Origin of the sequence: Halorubrum ezzemoulense DSM 17463 (assembly GCF_002114285.1) — an archaeon.
Classification (GTDB): domain Archaea; phylum Halobacteriota; class Halobacteria; order Halobacteriales; family Haloferacaceae; genus Halorubrum; species Halorubrum ezzemoulense.
In genome coordinates, this window is sequence record NZ_NEDJ01000113.1 from 1 (window position 1) to 5,992 (window position 5,992).

At 53.7% G+C, this 5,992-nt stretch carries 4 protein-coding genes; 2 read left to right on the forward strand and 2 right to left on the reverse strand.

The annotated features are described in order from the left end of the window. Nucleotides 1-211: 211 nt before the first annotated feature. Together B9H04_RS17115 and B9H04_RS17125 are read right to left on the reverse strand one after the other, a co-directional pair. A complete protein-coding gene (locus B9H04_RS17115) occupies nt 212-613 on the reverse strand; it encodes a DUF5684 domain-containing protein (protein ID WP_049933027.1) in 402 nt (133 codons plus the stop codon). Between the two features lie 731 nt (nt 614-1,344). Next, nucleotides 1,345-2,316: a DUF3592 domain-containing protein gene (locus B9H04_RS17125; RefSeq protein ID WP_080508642.1), complete on the reverse strand. Its 972-nt coding sequence runs from the start codon at nt 2,314-2,316 to the stop codon at nt 1,345-1,347. Nucleotides 2,317-2,549: 233 nt separating this feature from the next. Here B9H04_RS17125 and B9H04_RS17130 point away from each other — a divergent pair, with 233 nt between their 5' ends. Both B9H04_RS17130 and B9H04_RS17135 read left to right on the forward strand, forming a co-directional pair. Then, on the forward strand, nt 2,550-3,938 hold the full coding sequence (locus tag B9H04_RS17130; protein ID WP_248648669.1) for an RNA-guided endonuclease InsQ/TnpB family protein: 1,389 nt from the start codon (nt 2,550-2,552) through the stop codon (nt 3,936-3,938). 80 nt (nt 3,939-4,018) lie between these two features. Then, nucleotides 4,019-5,695 (forward strand): ATP-binding protein, encoded by a 1,677-nt coding sequence (locus B9H04_RS17135; protein WP_049933025.1) that lies wholly within the window; start codon nt 4,019-4,021, stop codon nt 5,693-5,695. The last annotated feature ends 297 nt before the right edge of the window (nt 5,696-5,992 follow it).

Genomic DNA, 5,992 nt, shown 5'->3' on the forward strand with positions numbered 1-5,992 from the left:
GATCAATGAAGCGTCGCGGGGGGAGTAGGTGAGCCTTCCATCCGTTGGGGGGGAGGTGAGCGATGGGAGAGGCCCAGCGACCGGATATTTGTTCAAGACCGCCTCCGGCCGGCGGCTACCTGTATCTAATACTGGGAATAGTATCAACCCCGTAGCAGCGTTTCATCGGGAGAAACACGGCGCAGTTGGGCCTAAATGAGATTTTTGAGTGTTAGGCCATGCTCTCCGTTGAGCTAGTGGCATCGTTATACTGGTAGCCACCGAATCCGAGAAGCGGGTAGAAGACGAATGAAATAAACGTGAGTCCGAGGCCGAACAGAATCCCCTTATTGAATTTGCCAGCGACATCGATACTAACTTTCAGCGTGGCGAAGAAATTGATCACTGGGACGAAGAACAGAGCAAACCAATACCATGCGTTTCCGCTCACCTTGACTAAGACGTAGAGGTTGTATATCGGAATAATCGCAGCCCAGCCCGGTTTCCCAGCTTTCTCAAATACTTTCCACAATCCGGCAAAAATCAAAATAATGAGTCCTAGTGTAACGAACAATTCAATATTGGTACTACTGGCTCCTTGTATCGAAACTGATGAACTCAACGCTGATCGCATCAGTCAATGAATTCTTCCATATTAATAAAAATCCAAGTCACCGTTTCACACTCTGAATTACGACCATTGGAATAGTTATCATACCGAACCCAAACTTCCAGAACACATATGTTCGTAGCTTTCGACTGAGGAAGTAATGTCCGCGCTTCAGTCTGCCCTCCTCAATTGGAATCCGAGTCGGATCATAACTGCCGTCATAGCTGGCACTACAGTCTTTCTTGCGTCCCAAGTTACTGATGGAGTTCTCTTGGAGCTTGGCGTGGCAGTTCTCTTAGCAATGGTACTCCATATTCCATGGTGGTTGTACAACCGTCATACCACCCAGTCTGTAGATGGGTGACAGACTCGCGCCCTGTATTTAACAGCCCGTTTGTACCAACTGCTAAGAATTTCAACAGAGCCGAGAGGTTGAAATGGTGAACACAGAATTAAAAACAAGCAACTGGATCTACCACCTAGCACTATTGCCAACTGACGGACTAGGCACCGTCGTGGTGATTAATAGACATGATAGATGATATCTTAGAGTTCATTTTTGAACTATTACTGGAGTTGGTCCCAAACGCGGTATGGAAGGTTCTGCTGAGTGTGGTCGGGATCGCGATGACGGTAGTCGGAGCGACAAACATTACAGAGTCAATACGAATAGGGGCCGCATTAATCTCCGTCGGTACATTCCTATTTATATCCTCTCTCCTCTCGTTGTACCGATCGAGCTAATTCTTTTTTTATTACGACGCCGTCACGAGCACGAACCCGACGACACCGATGAGGAACACGATGAGTGTGAACACGAAGCCGGTCAGTTTCACTCGACGGCCATAGGCGTTGAGTTCGTCTCGGGAGTACATGATTGTAACGAGGCGAGACGGATGTCGGAACGGACTCGGTGGCCGTGGGTCTGGAATACGTTCACGCAGTCGTCTGTATTCGGTAAATGACCAAATGCCATATAGTGTAAGCCCAAAGACAAATACTAAACCAGATAGAAGCGCCGCAAGGAACGCGAATCCGACTGGATCAGCCACACTGACCTGTATTGATGACCCCTCTGAGTTCAACAGAAGTACCACTATAGTCACGAGAGAAACGAAAAACACAGCTGGTGTAAACAACATGAGACGCTTACTAACTCGAGACAGTGTGTCTCGATTAAACCCGAACACCGTGTCATATCGAGTTGGCTCGCGCCCAGTTGTTTGACTGATCCCTACATTTTGGCCAGGATTACGCGCCCCAATCGCATGAAGTGCTGTCAAGAGCGCCAGAAGACTCCCAAAACCAATGAATCTGAATGGAGCAAATACCGTTTGTCGCTTGAGAAACGCTCCACTAGGGTTGTCGGGGGTAACGTAGGCTGTCGCTGTCTCATTCGGCTCATATGGCTCAATACTACGTTGAGCGTCACTCCGGACGGTGTATATCGGCCGCGTTGAGCCTGGGAACACCTGTTTGCTCGTATATTCACGCCCCTGATATTCGTAGGTGTGCTCAACTGAGATGCGGTAGTAGAAGCGACGCCCATCAGATCTGCTGATATCGGTGCCAACAACAGTTGTTTCGACAGCGACAGCATCGTCAACAGCGTCCGACTGCTGGACGTAGTCATATCCTCCATACCCAGCGATGCCGAGTCCGAGAATGAGCGCGAGAAGGATCAGCGGCGTAACCGTGACAGCCACCCCACGGAGAGTAAACTGCATTTCACCTGAATGTTTTTATTGGAACCAATAAGCCTGAACGGAGTGTTTCAACAGCAGCAACAGCAGTCAGCGTAATTCAAGGTGGAGCCCCCGACCTCAAGGAGCGACCGAAGAGAGTGAGTAGGTCGGGAAGGGAACCGACATGATTCCGTCATTACCACGTTCTACACGTGGCTAACTATCCTCCAAAAACAGTATTGTCATAAAGACTTAGCGTAACATCTGAATTACGGATGGAGGTACGTCGTACGGTCCCCGTCAAACTCGACGTGGCCGACAGCGACGCCGCCCTCCTCCACGAAACCATCTCCGAGTTCCTGTGGGCCGCCAACTACGTCGTTGACCACGCCTGGCAAGGTGAGTACAAGACGACGAGCAAAGCCCAACTCCAGCGTGAAACCTACGACGACGTGCGGGCCAAAACGAGGCTCCAAGCGAATCTCGTCCAGGACGCTCGCAACAAGGCCGCCGACGCCGTCCAGAGCGTTGTCGCACGCTGGAAACAGGGTGACTACGCGGGAAAGCCGCACTTCTCCGCCCCGACGCTCGTCTACGACAAGCGATGTGCGACGTTCAACGACGACCACGCGACGCTCTCGACCGTTGCGGGACGTATCACCGCCAGATATGTTCTCCCCGACGGGGATCGCGAGACGCCTCATTCAGAGTTTCTGTTCAACGACGACTACGACGTGACGGGCGCAGAACTACACTACCGCGACGACGAGTTCCACCTTCACGCCCGCACAAAGGCGGACGCGGAGTTCGAGACTGCCGATGACGGTAACGACGGGCACAACACAGTCCTCGGCGTTGACCTCGGCATCGAAAACGTCGCCGTCACCTCCACGGGCACGTTCTGGAACGGGGCAGAGCTGAACCACTGGCACCGCGAGTTTGAAAAGCGGCGCGGGTCGTTCCAACGATGTGGAACCCGGGCCGCCCACGAACCCATCCAGTCGGTTGGACGTACCGAGACGGGGCGCTATGACCACTTCTTACACACCGTCTCGAAAGAACTCGTCGCGGAAGCCGTCGAACACGACTGTGACGTGATCGCGTTCGAGAACCTGACTGGGATTCGTGACCGAATGCCGAATGCCAAGACATTCCACGTATGGGCCTCCCGCCGGCTGTGCGCGTATGTGGAGTACAAAGCCGAAATGGTCGGTATCTCGGTCGAACAGGTGAGTCCCGCGTACACGAGCCAGCGGTGTTCCAAGTGCGGGTTCACTCACGAGGATAACCGCCCCGCCTCGAACGAACCGGACGTGTTTGAGTGTCTCAAGTGCGGATACTCACCCCACGCCGACTACAACGCGGCAAAGAACATCGGCCTGAAGCATCTCCGCTCGGGGCAAACGTCGTCGGGCGGAGGCGCACCCGTAAACGTGCGCTTGAATCGCGGGAGATTGAACGTGAACGCGGATTACGAGCCTGCCAGCGATGGCCAGAACGGGAGTCCACGCGAAAGCCCTACGCTCAACGAAGCGAACGGCAGCGCCGTGAGCGAGTTGGGTAGGGTAGTTCACAGCCGGCTATACCACTCGACATATCTGTGTTTCCGGGCCAGTAACGGGTATGATGAAATTATGGATGAATCGCTTGAACAACCAGCGTGAGTGAGCGCAATGACATCAGTAACTGCCCAGCGGTTCAACGCTGTTCCATCTAAAAATCCGAAAGCGAATCCCCTCCACCAATGCTGCTCTCATTAGGACCCTCACTTGCCGTTGATCTCGTTGCCGTAGGCCTCCTGGCGTGGGTAACGTGGCAAACTGCGAAGGATCGGTCCCCCCCAAATGCGGTCCCCTTTGCGCTCATGAGCGGCAGTCTGTTACTATGGGCACTGCTCTCGCTGATCTCTGAATTTCCGAACGCATGGGGGGTCGGATCGAATTTGGCTGCTATCGCGCAGGTTGTCCCGGTCGTGTTTCTCCCCGCGATATGGCTGGTCTATGTCCTTGGGTATATCGGCCGAGAGACAGGCTTTACTTCCCTCCGAGGGGGCTTGTTTGTTCTCCTTGCGCTCCCGCTGATTGGGGCAGCAGCCACGTTCGAGGGTGACCCAACGCGGGAGGAGATCCGTCGCTCACTCGCGTCACTCGTCGGTACTGAACTGTTATTATTGTTCATAATTTACGCCTACGCGGCGTTTCTCTTCCTCAGGTACGGCTGGAACCACGGCCGTGTTTCAAGAACACAGGTTGGGATCCAGCTAGGAGCAATCTCAGCACCATACATTATCGGGGGCTGGCTTGACGGGAGTTTGATCATCGACGGAGTCACTGGCGGGTTGTTAGTTTCGGGAGTGTTACTTACCGTTGCGATTCAACGCTATCCGGTATTGACGGGGTTCCCGAAAGCAGATTATGTCGCGCGGTCACGCGTCGTCGAATCGCTCCAGGAGGCGGTTGTCGTTGTCGACTGGGAAGCAAATATCCTCGATGCCAACGTGACAGCTGAAGGCTTGTTTGGGTGGGCGACACGAGACGTGATCGGGACACCAGTCAGCGCGGCCGTAGACGGATTCGATGTGACAAATCTATCAGCTGGTACAACTGAGGTTGTCTCGCTCCAAACGACAAAGGGCCGACGTCAGTTTCAGTACACGGTCTCCGACGTCGAACGCGACACGAGTGACAGCGACGGGGAGCCCGTGGCGCGGACAATTGTCTTCCGGGACGTGACCGATCAGCGAACCCGTGAACAGCGGCTCTCAGTACTCAATCGCGTGCTTCGACACAACGCCCGGAACAAACTCGACGTGATCTTAGCGCATGCGGATCACGTAGAAGACGACACGCACCGGACAGCGATTCAAAATAGTGCCAGCGAGCTTGCCTCGGTCAGCCGGAAAGCACGAGAGGCTGAAGCAGTTATGACCGATAGCGTTAGCGCCCCGTCAACGGTCGATATTGCTGCGGTCGCCCACGAAGTCGCCGCAACGGCCCGTGATGATTACCCGGATAGCAGCATCTCAGTCACTGCTCCGGAGCGGCTACAATTGACCTCCTATCGAACTGTTGTGCGACGGCTTATGACAGAACTCGTCGAGAACGCTATTGTTCACTCAGACGACCCCGCACGAGTCGATATCGAGGTCGAAACGACAGCTGATGATATCCCACAGCTCCGCATCGCAGACAATGGTCCTGGGATCCCGGACCGAGAGCGAGACTTGTTGACCGAATCGAGCGAAACACAACTTGAGCACGGACTGGGTGTCGGACTCTGGTTCGTCAATTGGGCCGTAAGCCAACTGGGCGCTGAACTTGAGTTCCAGTCTACTGGTACCACAGGCACTACCGTAGTCGTTCGTTTTTATCGGAACAGAGAGTCGATGCCGCAAGACTCAGACGGCAGCCATAATCGGTGACAGGCGTATTGATGCTGGAGCCTTAGCCGACCGCGGCTTTATTTGAACTTTCAGAAGGTAGTATATTGTACTGGGTCCTAGTTTGTGTAGAATCCTTCAGAATCGCTCAGTAAAGGGTACTTACAGACCAGATTCGGACTATACCTCTCCTAATGCTGTCAAGAACGTCTTGCGAGATACAGAGGTTGTACTCAGCAAACAGACATCGCTACTGAATATCGACAGGGATTAAATTCGCCCCCTGGGGGTATCGATTGTGTCCTCCATTGAGACGAGACTCCAACTGTGTGGCATCGC